This is a genomic window from Brevibacterium permense (genome assembly GCF_025506275.1).
GTDB classification, from domain to species: Bacteria; Actinomycetota; Actinomycetes; order Actinomycetales; family Brevibacteriaceae; genus Brevibacterium; species Brevibacterium permense_A.
The window spans coordinates 1-14,161 of the sequence record NZ_QYCP01000082.1; the positions used below are offsets into that span (position 1 = coordinate 1).

Consider the following 14,161-nt stretch of genomic DNA (forward strand, 5'->3'; position numbering starts at 1 on the left):
CCCCCACCGAGGTGATCGTTCCGTCCCCGGCCCCGTCAGGTGTGCCCCGACCGTCCCATCCCGAGCCCGCGTGCGCGTGTAGTTCGTCACGTTGACCTGCTCGTGACTCGCCGGAATACCCGAGATCGGCTATCAGTGCGTAAAATCTCCCTCATGTGTGGAATCGTTGGCTATGTATCCAAGGCCCCCGTTGACAATGCCGACCACTCGGCGCTCGATGTCGTGCTCGGCGGCCTGAAGAGGCTCGAGTACCGCGGCTACGACTCGGCCGGTGTCGCGCTCGTGACGCCCGACGGTCAGCTCGCCTCGGCGAAGAAGGCCGGAAAGTTCTCCGCCCTGACCGAGGAGATCGAGGCCAACCCGCTGCCGGCTGCGCAGACCGGAATCGGCCACACCCGCTGGGCCACCCATGGTGGACCCACCGACCTCAACGCCCACCCGCACCTGGCCGACGGCGGCAAGCTCGCGCTCATCCACAACGGGATCATCGAGAACTTCGCCCACCTGAAGAAGGACCTCGTCGCCGAGGGCGTCGAGTTCCTCTCCGAGACCGACACCGAGGTGGCCGCCGCCCAGCTGGCGAAGAACTACAAGGCGACCGGCGACCTCACCGCCGCGATGCGCAAGACCGCCACCGAACTCGAAGGTGCGTTCACCCTGCTCGCCGTCCATGCCGATGCTCCCGGCCAGGTCGTCGCCGCACGCCGGAACTCGCCGCTGGTCATCGGCCTCGGCGAGGGCGAGAACTTCCTCGGCTCCGATGTCGCCGCATTCATCGACTACACCCGCACGGCCGTCGAGATCGGCCAGGACGAAGTCGTCACCATCACCCCGGAGACGGTCACGATCACTGACACCGAAGGCAACCCTGTCGAGGGTGAGCAGTTCGAGGTCGACTGGGACACCGCCTCGGCGGAGAAGGGCGGCTTCGCGTCCTTCATGGACAAGGAGATCCACGACCAGCCGCAGGCCGTGGCCGATACGCTGCTCGGCCGCCTCGACACCGAGGGTCGCCTGACGCTGGACGAGATGCACATCGACGAGAACGTGCTCAAGTCTGTGGACAAGATCGTCGTCATCGCCTGCGGCACCGCCGCGTACGCCGGTCAGGTCGCGAAGTACGCGATCGAGCACTGGTGCCGCATCCCCACCGAGGTGGAGCTGGCCCACGAATTCCGCTATCGGGATCCGGTGGTCACGGAGAAGACGCTCGTCGTGGCGATCTCGCAGTCCGGGGAGACCATGGACACGATCATGGCCGTCCGCCACGCACGTCAGCAGGGTGCGAAGGTCATCGCGATCTGCAACACCTTCGGCTCGACGATTCCACGCGAGTCCGATGCCGCCCTGTACACCCACGCCGGCCCGGAGATCGCCGTGGCCTCGACGAAGGCGTTCCTGTCACAGGTCGTCGCCTGCTACCTGCTCGGCCTCTACCTCGCCCAGTTGCGGGGGAACAAGTTCCGCGATGAGATCGGCACGATCCTCGCCGAGCTGCAGTCGATCCCTGCGAAGATCCAGCACATCCTGGACGAGACGAAGTCGCAGGTCCTCGAGCTGGCCGACCGCAACCAGGACGTCGGCTCGGTGCTGTTCCTCGGCCGTCACGTCGGCTACCCGGTGGCGATGGAGGGTGCGCTCAAGCTCAAGGAGCTCGCGTACATCCACGCCGAGGGCTTCGCCGCCGGTGAGCTCAAGCACGGACCGATCGCGCTCATCGATGACGGTCAGCTCGTCATCATCGTCGTCCCGTCCAAGCGCGGCCGGGATTCGCTGCATGCGAAGGTCATCTCGAACATCCAGGAAGTCCGTGCCCGCGGTGCGAACACCGTCGTCATCGCCGAGGAGGGCGACGAAGAGGTCGATCAGTTCGCCTCCGAGGTCATCTACGTGCCCGAGACGACGACGCTCATGGCGCCGCTGCTGACGACGGTTCCGCTGCAGATCTTCGCGATGGAGCTGGCCACGGCCAAGGGCCTCGACGTCGACCAGCCGCGCAACCTCGCGAAGTCGGTCACGGTCGAATGATCCGCATCGGTGCCGGGCACGACGACGGTCGGTCCGGCATCTGAGCCGGTCGGGTATCTGAGGAGGTTCGATTGTGGCGATCTTAGGCATCGGAACTGACATAGCCGATGTGCCGCGCTTCGCGGAGCACATCGAACGCGTGCCCGAACTCCTCGATCGTCTGCTCACTCCCGGTGAGCAGCTCAAACGCAACGGCAAACGTCGGACGGATGCCTCCTTGGCGGCGCGGTTCTCCGCGAAGGAGGCGCTGAAGAAGGCGATCGGCTTCCCCGGATGGCTGCCGTGGCAGTCCGCAGAGGTGGTCCCCGCGAGGTCCGGTGCGCCGAGTTTCCGTCTGCGCGGGCTCGTGCTCGAGCACTTCCGTGCCATCGGCGGGACGAACATCCACTTGTCGATCACCCACGATGCACACCTGACGATGACGTTCGTCATCGCCGAGGGCGACGGGCCGTCGCTGAGCCCCGGCATCGAAGGTGCCGCTGAGCACTTCACCCACTCGATGTACGGGAAGGGCGCGCGCCTGGGCGAGCGGCCGGAAGGCTAGGGCTTCGTTGCCCCATCCTTTCTGGCCTGACGTCGTCGCCACAAGCCTAACGTGATCGAGCGACCGATCGGGATCCTCTCAGCGCAGCGAGAGTCTCAGCAGAAGCGAATCCCCGTGCACGGAGTCAGGCTCTTGTTCTCCGGTGAAGACGAATCCCAACTTGCCGAGCACATTGAATGACGCTGAGTTCCACTCGCGGACGGTGGAGGCCAGGTACCGATATCCGATTGTCTCGGCACGATCGATGATCACTCTTGAGGCTTCGGTGGCGATCCCCCGTCCCCAGAACTCCTGCAGGAACTCGAAAGCCAGTTCGGGCTCGTCGGGCCGACCCACGCTGTTGTCGACGAGTCCGCAATAGCCCATTGGGACCTCCGTCAGCACATTGTCGACGACGAGCAGCCCCGGTTGCGGAGTCGAATCGTAGGTGCGAATCCATTCCTCCAGATCCACCTGAGTGGGACGACCGTCGGCCGAGATGCGCCGCCGTGCGGGAACGCGCTCGTCGCGCTCCTCCCACAGGCGGCGGTGAAACGCCGCATCCGAGGCCCTCCACGGGCGCAGTCTCAGTCGGGCAGTGCGGATGCCGCCATCGTGGACCATGGCCACCAGTATGCCCCACCGGTCATCGGGACGAGGGATGCCGATTTTTCCCTGACCGTGACCTTGAAGGAAGAACTGACGACTCGGACAAGAGGCACGGTAATAGACTCAGGGCATGAGTTCACTTCCCAACCACACCGACAAAACCGCCGCTGCCGACCTCGCCGCACCGACGATCCCGACCCCCGTCGAGGCGGCCGCCACCCAGGTGCACCTGCCCACCGCCGATGACGCGAACGACATCGCACCCGGCCTGGTCACCCTGCGCCGTGCACTGCACGAGAACGTCGAGGTCGGACTCGACCTGCCGGTGACGCAGAAACTCGTCCTCGACGCCATCGAAGGCCTCGACGTCGAGGTGAGCACGGGGGAGAGGCTGTCGTCGATCGTCGTCGTCCTGCGCGGCGGTGCCCGCAAGGAGGACTCGACCGGGGTCGTGCCCGCCGTCCTCCTGCGCGGGGACATGGACGGACTGCCCGTCACCGAGGCGACCGGATTCGACTTCGCGGCCACCTCGGGGAGGATGCACGCCTGCGGCCACGACCTGCACACCGCCGGGCTCGTCGGCGCGCTCAAACTCCTCCACCGCGACCGCGACTCCCTGCCCGGCGACGTCGTGTTCATGTTCCAGCCCGGCGAAGAAGGCTATGACGGGGCCGGGAAGATGATCGACGAAGGCGTCCTCGACGCCGCGGGCCCCCGCGTCAAGGCCGCCTTCGGCATCCACGTCTCCGCCGACGCCGACCTCGGGGTCGCCAGCTCCCGGCCCGGGTCGTACATGGCGGCGTTTTCGAAGATGACGATCACCGTGAACGGAAAAGGCACGCACGCCTCCCGCCCGGCCACCGGCAAGGACCCCATCCAGGTCGGCGCCATGCTCGTGGGCCAGCTGCAGGAGTACGTCACCCGCTGCTTCGACATCTTCGACCCGCTCGTCGTCACCGTCGGCCAGTTCAACGGCGGCACCGCTCCCAACGTCGTCCCCGACTTCGCGACCTTGGTCGTCAGTGTGCGCACGTTCTCTGAAGCGGTGACGTCCCGCGCCGAGGCAGAGCTGCCTCAGCTCGTTCGTGACCTCGTCGCCGCTCACGGTCTGACCGCCGACGTCGAGTACGAGCAGATCCTGCCGCCGACGATCAACGACAACGCCGAAGCCGAATTCTTCCTCTCCACCTTCACCGACCTCTTCGGCGAGGAGCGGACCGTGCGCAAGGCGAATCCGCTGCCCGGTTCCGAGGACTTCTCCCGCGTGCTCGACGCCGTGCCCGGAGCCTATGGACACTTCGGAGTCGCTCTGCCGAATCTGCCGGTCGAAGAACGCGAAGCCAATCATTCCCCTCGCGCCCGCCACAGCGACGACGGTCTCGCCGACCAGGCTCTGTTCCTCGCTCATCTGGCCGGGCGCCGGCTGGCGCAGCTGTCCGAGGGCTGATCCGCCCGACCCCTGGCCCGGACGGTGGAAACGGCATACGGTGCAGGGATAGGTCCCGTGCAGGGCGACGTCGTATCAGGAGCAGAATTGTGAAGAGGAACAGTCGATGAGCGTGTTCGCCTACCTGAGTGAAACCATCAGGGAGGCCGAGAAGCCGCTGCTCGAAGCCGGCATCCCGCTCATGGCCCGGGCTGCCCGAGCACTCGCGAACAGCGCGGCCGCCATGCTGAAGGCCGACCACGGACAGGTCACCGGCACCCGCGTGAGCGTACTGGCCGGGCCGGGCAACAACGCCGGCGACGCGCTCTTCGCCGCGGCGACTCTGGGAAGGCGCGGTGCCGCCGTCACGGTCATCACTCTCTTCGATCGCACTCATGCCGATGGACTGGCCGCGGCACGAAGCTCCGGTGCGCAGGTCATCGCGTTCACCTCGGCCGAGGCCGATGCGGCCCGGGCCGACGCCCTGCGCGAACTCTCCCGCGCCGACCTCGTTCTCGACGGCGTCCTCGGCACTGGCGGTCGGCGCGGACTGCCTGACCACATCTCCTCACTCATCGCCGATTGGGCCCCGCACCGGACCGGCCGCCTCATCGCCGTCGATGTCCCCTCCGACCTCGACCCGAACCACACCGGTGCAGAGAAACGACTCCACGCCGACCACACTGTGACCTTCGGCGGGCTCAAGACCGAACTCATCGATCCGCGCGTGGACGAGTTCACCGGAACCGCCGACGTCATCGACATCGGCCTCGGCCTCGACCCCCGCTTGGCCGCCGCGGAGCTGCTCGATCGCGATGATCTCGTCGCCGGATTCCCCCGCCCCGATGAGACCGGGCACAAATATTCCCGAGGTGTCACCGGGGTCCTCGCCGGCTCCGAGGACTACCCCGGCGCGGGCGTGCTCACCACCACCTCAGCGGTGAACACCGGAGCCGGGATGGTCCGCTATCTCGGCTCCCCGCTCGTCGCCGAATATGTCCTCGGCCTCCACCCCGAGGTCGTCAACGCCTCCGGACGCATCGACTCCGTCGTCCTCGGCCCGGGCGACCCCGAACCCGAATTCGTGCAAGGCGTCGCCGAGGCGCTGGCCGGCAACCGCACACCGGTCGTCGTCGACGCAGGCGGCCTCGACATGATCGCCCGCGCCGAATCGATGGCAGGCACCTGGCTGGCAGACCGCCCGCTCATCATCACCCCGCACGCCGCCGAGCTGGCGCGGCTGCTCAGCCGCCTCCTCGGCGAGATCATCACTGCCGGTCGGATCGGGGCGAACCCGATGCGGTGGGCGCAGCGAGCCGCGGAGCTGACCGGCGCGATCGTCTTGCTCAAGGGCCATCACACGGTCATCGCCGCCCCCGACGGGCACGTCGTTCTGCCCACGCCGGGGCCAGGCACCCTCGCCACGGCGGGCTCCGGGGACGTGCTCGCCGGGATCCTCGGCACGCTCGCCGCGATCACCGCCGCCCACGGCCGCTACGACAGCGAGGACCGGACACGTCCACCCCGCGAGTGGGCTCGCCTGGCCGGACTCGGAGTGCTGCTGCACAACGAGGCCGGCCGGCGCGCGGTGACCGCGTCCGGGCTCGCCGATGCCCTCGCCGAGGTGGTCGGCGAACTCATCCACGGCACCGACTGAATCTGCTCATCCACTTCAGTGGATGAGGATCTGCGTCTTCGTCGCGCCCTCCCATTTCATCGCCTTGACGAGACTGGACTCGTACATCGACACACAGCCGGCGGTCTTCATCGACTCCGTGTTCGCATGCAGGAAGATCGCCGATCCCTTCCCCGGTGTACGAGTCTCGTTGTAGCCGATGACCTGGGCATACTTGTACGGCTTCGGCTGGTAGAGGGATTCGCCCGTGTACCCTTCGGACTTCCGCTGCATCGTGTTGTAGCCTTCGGCCTTCGTCGCGTCACCGTCGACCCAGACATGATCGCGGGTGACCTTCGTCCACGGTTTGCCCAGCCCGGGATTCGCCGAGGTGCCGAAGCCATCGCGCATCCAGAACACACCCTTTGGGGTCTTGCCGTCGCCTTCCCGTTTGCTCGACGTGGTGCCGTTGTAGCCGAGGCGGGCCTTGAACGGTCCGCTGTCGCGGACGTACCGGTCGCCGGATTTCTTGCACAGGTAGATATCGGCGGCGATCGTCGACCGCTGCTTGACCTCGATGGCCTTCGCGGCTGTGACCGAGCTGTTCGCCTCGACGCCGGTGCAGTACTTCGCGGCCGCCTCGGCGGGACCGGTCTGTCCGACCACGGTGAGGCCTGTCGCAAACAGGACAGCCGCGACCACCATCGCGAGGATGCGGGCTGGAGTGGTGTGCATGATGTCTCCTTCTTCGTCGAATGGCTCGTCGAGCCGGTCTTCGCCGAACACGTCGTCGGCTGCACCTGCGACACCGGCGCCAGAGCCGAATGTTGCGGGGGATCAGCGTAACGAAGGTGCTGGTCGGCGGGGGTCGGCGGTAGTCTTATCCAGTGACATCTTTCGACATCCCCGAGGCTCTCGTACGGGCCGAGATCGACGAGGCGGCCCTGTGCGACAACGCCGCCGTCCTTGCCGATCGCCTCTCACCCGCCCGACTCAAATGCGTCGTCAAAGCCAACGCCTACGGCCACGGCATCGACCTCGTCGCACCTGCTCTCTTCTCGGCCGGGTGGCGCGAGTTCTGTGTGGCCACGATCCCCGAGGCCCTTCGCCTGCGCAGTCTGCTCGGCCCCGAAGCGCAGATCCTCGCCTGGCTCTACGGACCGACCACCGACCTCGACGAGGCGGTGCGCGCCGACATCGAACTGGGCATTTCGACGGTCGGAGCCCTCGACCGACTCGCCGAGGCGGCCCGCCGCACCGGCATCACCGCCCGAGCCCAACTCAAGATCGACACCGGTCTCGGCCGCAACGGACTGTCCCCGGAAGCACTCGTCCGCGCCTTCGACTGGCTGCGCCGCCACGCCGAAGACAGCCACACTGATGACGCCGGGAGCCCCGAGGCCGGAGCCGATATCCGCATCGTCGGAATCATGAGCCACTTCGCGGTCGCCGACGAGCCCGAACGCCCCGAGACCGCTGCGCAGAGCGCGGTCTTCTCCTCCGCCCACGGGCAGCTTCGGGCTGTTCTCGACGCCGCGGACGGCCGCCTCGGCGAATCGGATGACCTTGATGTGCACATCGCGAACTCACCGGGAGCGCTCACCCTGGGGCCGTGCCCGGGCACCTCGGCGAGGGTGGGGCTCGCCCTCTACGGTCTGTCCCCGCTCGAAGACGGAGATCCGGCGGCTCTCGGGCTCCGGCCGGTCATGCGGCTGACCTCCAGCGTCATCAATCTCAAGGACATCCCAGCAGGTCACGGCGCCTCCTACGGGCTGACGTTCACCGCCGCGACCGATACCCGGTTCGCGCTCGTGCCCGGTGGGTACGGGGACGGACTGCCGCGGGCGGCCTCGAACCGCGCCGAGGTGGCCATCCGGGGTCGTCGTTACCCCGTCGTCGGGCGTATCGCCATGGATCAGATGATCATCGACATCGGTGCCGGCAACGATGAGGTGGCCATCGGCGACGAGGTCGTCATCTTCGGTCCCGGTGGGCCGAGTGCGGCCGAATGGGGGACCTGGGCGAACACGATCAACTACGAGATCGTCACCCAGCTCAGCGCCCGCGTCGACCGGGTCGCCCGGAAAGGAGATGGGCGATGAGGGTCCATCTCGAATCCCTGGAGCAGATGCGCACGTTCGCCGCGGCCCTGGCCGACCATCTGCGCGCCGGTGACCTGCTCATCCTCACGGGCAACCTCGGTGCGGGAAAGACGACGTTCACGCAGTCGCTGGGCAAAGCCCTCGATGTGGCCGGGCGGATCACCTCGCCGACGTTCATCATCGCTCGCGAGCATCCGTCGCGCTCGGGCGGCCCGGCACTCGTCCATGTCGATGCGTACCGGTTGGCCGACGGAGAGGAGCTCGAAGATCTCGACCTCGACTCCGAGTTCGACGAGTCGATCACGGTCGTCGAATGGGGCGCCGGCATGGCCGAGCAGCTCAGCAGCGATCACCTCGACATCACCATCACCCCGGTGTGGGACGAGGCCGCCGCTGCCGCCGGGGGCAATGAGTCGGTCGGCGCCGATGACGCAGACGAAGACGAACGGCGCACCGTCGACCTCACCGGTCGCGGAGCCGCCTGGGCCGAGCGGATGTCGGCGGTCGAAGCCGCCGTCTCGGCACTGCCGGGCGTGAGAGTCGAAGGGCCGGCCGCCGCGGACCGTCCCGTTGAGGACTCGGCGAAAGAGGGAGACGAATCATGATCATTCTGGGCATCGACACCTCGCAGTCGGCCTCCGTGGCCCTCGTGGATACGGACACCGGTTCGATCATCGCCGCCGCACAGGCCGATGACCAGCGTCGACACGTCGAGTTCATCGGTCCCGCGCTCGCCGACGTGCTTGCCTCAGATGTCCGACCCGAACTCGTCGTCGTCGGCATCGGACCGGGTCCCTTCACCGGACTGCGGGTGGGCATCGCCGCCGGAATCGCCGTCGGTCAGGCCCGCGGGATCCCCGTCAGGGGACTGCTGTCTCAACACGCGATCGCCGAAGAGTTCGTGCGCCGTGCAGAAGGCTCATCAGCGCCTGCTTCGGAGGTCTCCGCCACCGCGGGGAACGAATCCGGTCGCCCCGTCCTCATCGCCTCGGACGCTCGTCGCAAAGAGGTCTATTTCAGCGTCTATGAATCCGCCGACGCCACGTTGAGCGCCGGACCGTTCGTGGCGAAACCGGCCGAGGTCGCCTCGGTCCTCGCTGACAACGGCTTTCGGTTAGAGATGACCGAGGAGAAGCTCGGTCGCGGGTTCCTCCTCTACCCGGACATCCTCGGAGCGTCGAGTGCCGAGTCGATCACCGATCCTCGCGCCGAATACCTCGCGCTGGCCGCGGCACGGGAAATCGCCGGCGGCGGAGAACTGAGCGAACCGATCCCCGAGTACCTGCGCGAACCCGACGCGAAGGCGACCCCGGTGCGTGAGAGCTCTCTGAGATGACCTCGACGACCATCGCGGAGCTTCCCTGGTGGGACCTCGCCGAGGTGGCCGACCACGATGAGGCGATCTTCGGCCCGACCGCGTGGACGCTCGGCTATTACTGGTCGGTGAAGGCACAGAACGGCACGGTCATGCTCGCCGCCAGGACAGCCTCGGTGGGAGACCTGGCAGGGTGGATCGTCATGTCAGGGGCCGGCGCAGAAGCCGACGTGATGACGATCGCCACCACCGAGGCGGCACGCGGCAAGGGAATCGGCCGCGACCTGCTGCAGGCAGGAATCGATTGGGCGAAGGACCGCGGCTGCGAGGTCGTCCACCTCGAGGTCGATGAACGCAATGCCGCGGCGCTGGGGATGTACGCATCCTTCGGATTCGAGGAATGGGGCCGGCGCCCGGACTACTATCCGGGTGCGGCAGGAATTCTCATGCGTCTGCGGGTCGGCGACTAGGCGACCGGAACCGTGCGCAGCTCGGTCGCCTCGGTGAGGTCGACGAGCAGTGCTCCGTTGAGGCGGAAGGCCTCCATCGTCTCGTCGATGACCATCTGCTCATCGCCGCCGGTCGCCGCCACCTGGTCGAGGCGGCTGCGGTAGACATCCTTGTACGGCTTGGTCTTGCCGATCTCCGCGAAGTCCCACATCGTCAGCGAGGTCGCCGGCAGACCGTAGTGCCGGCCCATGAGAGTGCCGATCGCCTGACCGCCGGAGAGGTCGCCGAGGTAGCGCGTGTAGTGGTGAGCGATGACCTGCTCGGCTCGGTCGAGGCCTTGCAGATGAGCGGCATAGGCGCTGGCGCCGGGCATCACAGGCAGCTCGACGCCGTCGAGTGCGGCCAGGTCGGCGGCGATGCGTTCGGCCCGGAACAGATCGGCGTCGAAGAACGGCGTGAAGACCGCATTGTCGGCGAACTCCCGCGATTTGGACTCGAGCACTCCGTAGATGACGTCGTACTGCTTGAGCAGGAGAGCGTAGGCACTGGAATCGAGCCGTCCTTCCATGAGGTCGACCATGAACGTGGTGTGCTCGACCTCGTCGTGGATGGTGGCGGTGCCGGCCTTGAGGCGAGCGGAGAACGGTTCAGACATGATGTTTCCTTGGAGGAGTGCGGCCAATCGAATGCTGATCTGCCGCCGAGGTGGTGTGATCGGCATCATTCCGTGTCTATAGCTTAGCCTAACCTGAGTTCCGAGAGGCGGTCCGGCCCCGAAGCCGTGGAGGTCAAAAGGGTAGTCTGGAGGGTATGACACGTGTGCAACTGGCAGATACCGATCTCTTCGTCCACCCTCTTCAGTTGGGCGGCAACCCCTTCGGCTGGGGCGCGGATCGGGATCAGAGCTTCGCCGTCCTCGACGCCTACGCCGAGGCCGGTGGAAACTTCATCGACACCGCCGATGCGTACTCGGCCTGGGTCGAGGGGAACTCGGGCGGAGAGTCCGAGACGATCATCGGCGAATGGATGAAGGCGCGCGGCAATCGCGACGACATGGTCATCGCGACGAAGGTCGGCATGCACCCGAAGGGCCGCGGCCTCGACCCGGCGAACATCCGCAACTGCGTCGATGCTTCGCTGCGCCGACTCGGCACCGACCGCATCGACGTCTACTACGCGCATAGAGACGATGACGACGTCGACCAGGTCGCGGTCGCCGAGACCTTCGACGCGCTCGTCCGCTCCGGCAAGGTCAGCTACCTCGGAGCATCGAACTTCAGTCTCGAACGACTGCAGAAGGCACGGAAGATCTCGACGAAGTTCTCCCTGGCCTGCTACCGAGTCGTCCAGGACCGGTTCAACCTCGTCTCGCGTTCCGCAGTCGATCCGCAGAAGCAGGCGTACCTGCGATCTGAGGGGATGGCCGAACTGCCCTTCCACTCACTGGCCTCCGGGTTCCTTACCGGCAAGCACACCGGCGGCGACGCCACCGGAAGCGTGCGCGGTGACCGTGTGGCCGATTTCGTCGACGACCAGAAGGCCCTCGGCGCCCTTGAGGTCCTCCACGATGTCGCGGCCGACCACGAGGCGTCGATGACGGCCACGGCCATCGCCTGGCAGCTCACGCACGATTTCATCCCCTCGACCATCGCCTCGGCGCGGGTGCCTGAGCAGCTCACCGAGCTGCTCGCCGGCATGGAGATGCAGCTGAGTCCAGAAGAGAAGACCGCCCTCGACGGAGCCTGGGTGGAAGCATGAGCGCAACCAGCCCCCGCCTGGTCACCTGGGAGAACGGCACCGACCTCGTCATCGAGCTGCTCCTGGGGTGCGACGTCGAAACGGTGTGGAGCGCACTGACCGATTCGGACAGTGCGCGGACATGGTTCGCACCGTTCCGCCTCGGCGAGGAATCGGCGGATGCGGAGGATGATCCCGACGTACCTGCGTCCCGTCCGATCACCTTCGAGCTCGAGGACGCCGATCTGGACGGCGCGGTGCTCAGCTGCGAGGAGTACGACCACGTGCTGCTCGAACTCGAGACCTTCGGAGTGATGGGGATCCGGCTGCTGCCGGTCGAAGGAGAGTCGGGTGATGAGACCCTGCTCGTGTTCACCCACACCGCCCCCGACGTCGACTCTGCTCGCTCCCAGGCCGCCGATTTCGGACCCATGTGGGACACCCACCTGCGCCTGTTCGCCCGGGCCCTCGGCCTCGACGTCGCCGAGGCGACCGAACCCGAACTCGACGCGGTCTACGCCAACCTTGCCCTTGAGATTGCGGATTCCGGGGACGGTGTGGGAGCTGCCTCGGCTGACGGGGCCGAATCATGAGCGAACCTCTCGTCCTCGGCATCGAATCCTCATGCGATGAGACCGGGGTGGGCATCGTCCGCGGGCGCACGCTGCTGACGAACACCGTGTCCTCGTCGATGGACGAACACGTCCGCTTCGGCGGGGTCGTGCCGGAAGTCGCCTCCCGCGCCCATGTGCAGGCCATCGGCCCGGCCATCGCCTCGGCGTGTGCGACCGCCGAGGTGGAGCTGGCCGACATCGACGCCATCGCAGTCACCGCCGGGCCGGGGCTCTCCGGTGCACTCATGGTCGGGGTCGGTGCGGCCAAGGGGCTTGCCGCGGCGTTGAACAGGCCGCTCTACGGAGTGAATCATCTGGCCGCGCATGTGGCTGTCGACCTCGTCGCCGAGGACATCGACGGATTGACCACGCCGACCATCGCCCTGCTCGTCTCGGGTGGGCACACTGAGATCCTGCGCATCGGCGACGTTGTCGACGACATCGAACTCCTCGGCGCCACCATCGACGATGCCGCAGGTGAGGCCTTCGACAAGACCGCGCGGCTGCTGGGACTCAACTATCCTGGAGGCCCGAACATCTCGAAGGCGGCTCTCGGCCTGCTCGACGGCACCGGAGTCCCCGGCGACCGGAATGCCGTGAAGTTTCCGCGCGGACTCGCGAAGAAGCAGGACCTCCGTGACCCCGAGCGCCGGTATAACTTCTCGTTCTCCGGGCTGAAGACCGCGGCCCTGCGCGAGGTGACGAAGGCGGAGACTCTGGGCACGGACCTGCGGGTGGCCGATATCGCCGCCGGGTTCGAAGATGCCGTCGTCGACGTCCTCGTGACCAAGACTCTGCTCGCGGCATCCGACACGGGCATCAACCATGTCGTCCTCGGCGGGGGAGTGGCCGCGAATACGCACCTGCGTGAAGTCTTGGCCGCTCGCTGTGCCGAGGCGGGCGTGACTCTGCGGGTGCCGCCTTTGAAGATCTGCACTGACAACGGAGCCATGGTCGCAGCTCTCGGCGCGGAGCTCGTCTCCCGCGGAATCGGGCCGAGCGACCTGTCCTTCGCCGCCGTCTCCTCATTGGACGTCGATCATGTCCTCGTCTGAGAACGGCCCGAACAGTGCCGCCGAGCGGAACGCGCAGGCGGCGAAGTCCACGCGTCTGCCCGACGGTCGGCCGCCTCGGCGATCGGGTGATGGCTGGACGTACGGGTCCGATGGGAAGAAGCACTGGGGTCTCAACGGGGCCGCGGGGCTCATGCTCGTCGACCCCGATCGCGGTGTGCTCATGCAGCACCGGGCACTGTGGTCGGTCGAGGGCGGAACCTGGGGCTTCCCCGGCGGAGCCCGGGACATGGGCGAGTCGGCCGTCGACGCCGCGGTCCGGGAGTCATGGGAAGAGGCCGGGGTGCCGGACCAGGACGGGTCGGGCATCGAGATCCTCGAGACGCATGTCCTCGACCTCGATACCTGGAGCTACACAACAGTGATCGCGACGACTCTGCGCCGCTTCGACGCCGTCATCAACGACCCCGAGAGCATCCAACTGTCGTGGGTGCCACTCGATGAGCTCGACGACTATGAGCTGCACCCTGGAGTCGCCTCGGCACTGCCGACGCTGTTGGAGCTGCTGCGCCCCCACCTGTGAGCCGGGTGGGGTGGCTGGCGCGAAATAGTGGTCACTTTCGGATGCTGAGCTGAATTGAGGTCAGCAACGGATACTTTCGGGGCTCAGAAATGTCCGATTGCGACCTAAGTTTGAGGGGCAGTGTTCGTTGGCGACCTCAAGGTGCA

Annotated in this window: 15 protein-coding genes; 12 read left to right on the top strand and 3 right to left on the bottom strand. The window is 66.9% G+C overall.

Annotation, left to right across the window (positions count from 1 at the left end; translation table 11 throughout):
* Window positions 1-153: 153 nt before the first annotated feature.
* Together glmS and D3I60_RS06805 are read left to right on the top strand one after the other, a co-directional pair.
* Window positions 154-2,028 (top strand): glutamine--fructose-6-phosphate transaminase (isomerizing), encoded by a 1,875-nt coding sequence (gene glmS / locus D3I60_RS06800; protein WP_262775384.1) that lies wholly within the window; start codon window positions 154-156, stop codon window positions 2,026-2,028.
* 73 nt (window positions 2,029-2,101) lie between these two features.
* Window positions 2,102-2,572, top strand: a complete 471-nt coding sequence (locus D3I60_RS06805; RefSeq protein ID WP_262775385.1) for a holo-ACP synthase — start codon at window positions 2,102-2,104, stop codon at window positions 2,570-2,572.
* A 78-nt stretch (window positions 2,573-2,650) separates the two neighbouring features.
* On the opposite strand, the gene D3I60_RS06810 is transcribed toward D3I60_RS06805, so the two are convergent.
* Window positions 2,651-3,175 (bottom strand): GNAT family N-acetyltransferase, encoded by a 525-nt coding sequence (locus D3I60_RS06810; RefSeq protein WP_262775386.1) that lies wholly within the window; start codon window positions 3,173-3,175, stop codon window positions 2,651-2,653.
* A gap of 115 nt (window positions 3,176-3,290) precedes the next feature.
* On the opposite strand from D3I60_RS06810, the gene D3I60_RS06815 reads away from it, so the two are divergent.
* Window positions 3,291-4,607: a M20 metallopeptidase family protein gene (locus D3I60_RS06815; RefSeq protein WP_262775387.1), complete on the top strand. Its 1,317-nt coding sequence runs from the start codon at window positions 3,291-3,293 to the stop codon at window positions 4,605-4,607.
* A 106-nt stretch (window positions 4,608-4,713) separates the two neighbouring features.
* Window positions 4,714-6,243: a bifunctional ADP-dependent NAD(P)H-hydrate dehydratase/NAD(P)H-hydrate epimerase gene (locus D3I60_RS06820; protein WP_262775388.1), complete on the top strand. Its 1,530-nt coding sequence runs from the start codon at window positions 4,714-4,716 to the stop codon at window positions 6,241-6,243.
* A 15-nt stretch (window positions 6,244-6,258) separates the two neighbouring features.
* Here the strand turns inward: D3I60_RS06820 and D3I60_RS06825 are convergent, their stop codons facing one another.
* Window positions 6,259-6,936, bottom strand: a complete 678-nt coding sequence (locus D3I60_RS06825; protein WP_262775389.1) for a hypothetical protein — start codon at window positions 6,934-6,936, stop codon at window positions 6,259-6,261.
* A 152-nt stretch (window positions 6,937-7,088) separates the two neighbouring features.
* Here D3I60_RS06825 and alr point away from each other — a divergent pair, with 152 nt between their 5' ends.
* The 4 genes from alr to D3I60_RS06845 are packed head-to-tail and all read left to right on the top strand — an operon-like array spanning window position 7,089 to window position 10,088.
* Window positions 7,089-8,303: an alanine racemase gene (gene alr, locus D3I60_RS06830; RefSeq protein ID WP_262775390.1), complete on the top strand. Its 1,215-nt coding sequence runs from the start codon at window positions 7,089-7,091 to the stop codon at window positions 8,301-8,303.
* On the top strand, window positions 8,300-8,908 hold the full coding sequence (gene tsaE / locus D3I60_RS06835) for a tRNA (adenosine(37)-N6)-threonylcarbamoyltransferase complex ATPase subunit type 1 TsaE (protein WP_262775391.1): 609 nt from the start codon (window positions 8,300-8,302) through the stop codon (window positions 8,906-8,908). The genes alr and tsaE overlap by 4 nt, the downstream gene beginning before the upstream one ends.
* Window positions 8,905-9,639: a tRNA (adenosine(37)-N6)-threonylcarbamoyltransferase complex dimerization subunit type 1 TsaB gene (tsaB, locus tag D3I60_RS06840; protein WP_262775392.1), complete on the top strand. Its 735-nt coding sequence runs from the start codon at window positions 8,905-8,907 to the stop codon at window positions 9,637-9,639. Before tsaE ends, tsaB begins: the two co-directional genes overlap by 4 nt.
* Entirely contained in the window at window positions 9,636-10,088 is a 453-nt protein-coding gene (locus D3I60_RS06845; RefSeq protein ID WP_262775393.1) for a GNAT family N-acetyltransferase, read from the top strand. The genes tsaB and D3I60_RS06845 overlap by 4 nt, the downstream gene beginning before the upstream one ends.
* On the opposite strand, the gene D3I60_RS06850 is transcribed toward D3I60_RS06845, so the two are convergent.
* Complete coding sequence (locus D3I60_RS06850; protein ID WP_262775394.1) at window positions 10,085-10,723, bottom strand: heme oxygenase (biliverdin-producing); 639 nt, start codon at window positions 10,721-10,723, stop codon at window positions 10,085-10,087. The two genes, D3I60_RS06845 and D3I60_RS06850, sit on opposite strands and share 4 nt — an antisense overlap.
* A 155-nt stretch (window positions 10,724-10,878) precedes the next feature.
* Between D3I60_RS06850 and D3I60_RS06855 the strand changes: the two genes are divergently transcribed.
* From D3I60_RS06855 to D3I60_RS06870, 4 genes are read left to right on the top strand one after another with little or no spacing between them, the layout of a single operon-like run.
* On the top strand, window positions 10,879-11,826 hold the full coding sequence (locus D3I60_RS06855) for an aldo/keto reductase (RefSeq protein WP_262775395.1): 948 nt from the start codon (window positions 10,879-10,881) through the stop codon (window positions 11,824-11,826).
* The gene (locus D3I60_RS06860) at window positions 11,823-12,398 is read left to right on the top strand and encodes a hypothetical protein (protein ID WP_262775396.1); all 576 of its coding nucleotides are present in this window, start codon (window positions 11,823-11,825) and stop codon (window positions 12,396-12,398) included. The genes D3I60_RS06855 and D3I60_RS06860 overlap by 4 nt, the downstream gene beginning before the upstream one ends.
* Window positions 12,395-13,474, top strand: a complete 1,080-nt coding sequence (gene tsaD, locus D3I60_RS06865; protein WP_262775397.1) for a tRNA (adenosine(37)-N6)-threonylcarbamoyltransferase complex transferase subunit TsaD — start codon at window positions 12,395-12,397, stop codon at window positions 13,472-13,474. Before D3I60_RS06860 ends, tsaD begins: the two co-directional genes overlap by 4 nt.
* A complete protein-coding gene (locus D3I60_RS06870; RefSeq protein WP_262775398.1) occupies window positions 13,461-14,015 on the top strand; it encodes an NUDIX domain-containing protein in 555 nt (184 codons plus the stop codon). The genes tsaD and D3I60_RS06870 overlap by 14 nt, the downstream gene beginning before the upstream one ends.
* The last annotated feature ends 146 nt before the right edge of the window (window positions 14,016-14,161 follow it).

What these genes read in the sequence shown, in the direction of transcription:
- glmS (WP_262775384.1), top strand. Translation starts at nt 154, where the DNA reads ATGTGTGGAATCGTTGGCTATGTATCCAAGGCCCCCGTTGACAATGCC.
- D3I60_RS06810 (WP_262775386.1), bottom strand. Translation starts at nt 3,175, where the DNA reads ATGGTCCACGATGGCGGCATCCGCACTGCCCGACTGAGACTGCGCCCG.
- D3I60_RS06815 (WP_262775387.1), top strand. Translation starts at nt 3,291, where the DNA reads ATGAGTTCACTTCCCAACCACACCGACAAAACCGCCGCTGCCGACCTC.
- D3I60_RS06820 (WP_262775388.1), top strand. Translation starts at nt 4,714, where the DNA reads ATGAGCGTGTTCGCCTACCTGAGTGAAACCATCAGGGAGGCCGAGAAG.
- D3I60_RS06825 (WP_262775389.1), bottom strand. Translation starts at nt 6,936, where the DNA reads ATGCACACCACTCCAGCCCGCATCCTCGCGATGGTGGTCGCGGCTGTC.
- tsaE (WP_262775391.1), top strand. Translation starts at nt 8,300, where the DNA reads ATGAGGGTCCATCTCGAATCCCTGGAGCAGATGCGCACGTTCGCCGCG.
- tsaB (WP_262775392.1), top strand. Translation starts at nt 8,905, where the DNA reads ATGATCATTCTGGGCATCGACACCTCGCAGTCGGCCTCCGTGGCCCTC.
- D3I60_RS06845 (WP_262775393.1), top strand. Translation starts at nt 9,636, where the DNA reads ATGACCTCGACGACCATCGCGGAGCTTCCCTGGTGGGACCTCGCCGAG.
- D3I60_RS06850 (WP_262775394.1), bottom strand. Translation starts at nt 10,723, where the DNA reads ATGTCTGAACCGTTCTCCGCTCGCCTCAAGGCCGGCACCGCCACCATC.
- D3I60_RS06855 (WP_262775395.1), top strand. Translation starts at nt 10,879, where the DNA reads ATGACACGTGTGCAACTGGCAGATACCGATCTCTTCGTCCACCCTCTT.
- D3I60_RS06860 (WP_262775396.1), top strand. Translation starts at nt 11,823, where the DNA reads ATGAGCGCAACCAGCCCCCGCCTGGTCACCTGGGAGAACGGCACCGAC.
- tsaD (WP_262775397.1), top strand. Translation starts at nt 12,395, where the DNA reads ATGAGCGAACCTCTCGTCCTCGGCATCGAATCCTCATGCGATGAGACC.
- D3I60_RS06870 (WP_262775398.1), top strand. Translation starts at nt 13,461, where the DNA reads ATGTCCTCGTCTGAGAACGGCCCGAACAGTGCCGCCGAGCGGAACGCG.